Origin of the sequence: Enterobacter sp. CM29 (assembly GCF_013179605.1) — a bacterium.
Classification (GTDB): domain Bacteria; phylum Pseudomonadota; class Gammaproteobacteria; order Enterobacterales; family Enterobacteriaceae; genus Enterobacter; species Enterobacter intestinihominis.
This window is the reverse complement of the sequence record NZ_JABMCU010000385.1, coordinates 1-733: the sequence shown is the minus strand read 5'-3', so window position 1 is coordinate 733 and position 733 is coordinate 1. Positions and strand designations below refer to the sequence as shown.

The following is a 733-nucleotide window of genomic DNA, read 5'->3' as shown; positions in this document are numbered from 1 at the left end:
ATTAATATTCACATACCTAGCATTAGTTTCACTACCTTTTATTTCTTTGATTGCCACGATGGGCTCCCTGCTACCTCTTGAGAGTGCCGTACCTTATTTTTCACGGTTATACGTAGGGTTTGGTGGATTAAATCTGCTTGTCTTTTATTGTGTTTACGTATTAACTAAAAACACTCAAGCAAAATATTTAATCCTTTTGCTGCTAATTCCACTCACTTATTTTGCCGTGTATATCTATGCATTTGGCGCTGCATCCAAAGCTCAGTCCGAATATAGCTCTGTTATTATTAATGATATAAAGCACAGCTTAAGAGGAATAGATTATAACTATATTGCTTTCAATGGAGCATATGCGAAATCGCCGGTTCTGCTGAATTCAGAAAATAACTTCCCGATTTTCAAGTTCAACATACCAAATTATTTTTACAATTGGTCGTGGCCTTACAATAGATTCAACTTTGAAGGCTTGTACCTTCCAAGGGTACCTGATAAAGATACGGTAAAAAATGCATTGAGCGAGATGTGTACTTCCAGTTTTACTCGAAATGAGAGATTATTTGACCTGCATATCGTTAAAGATATTGCAATTGTTGATTTCAACAAGAAATGCAAATAACAAAACAGGCCCCGTCAGGGGCCTGTTTCACCACAAAAATTTCACGGCTTTCCAGTCTGTATCTAAAATGTGACTATTGCTTGTTGTTAGTCTCAGCCATCCATAGAGCACCTGCCC

The 733-nt window shown here is 37.4% G+C and carries 1 protein-coding gene; it reads left to right on the top strand.

Annotation, left to right across the window (positions count from 1 at the left end; translation table 11 throughout):
- On the top strand, positions 1-616 hold a 616-nt coding region (locus HP459_RS23210; RefSeq protein WP_171936958.1), incomplete at its 5' end, for a hypothetical protein.
- Positions 617-733 lie beyond the last annotated feature (117 nt).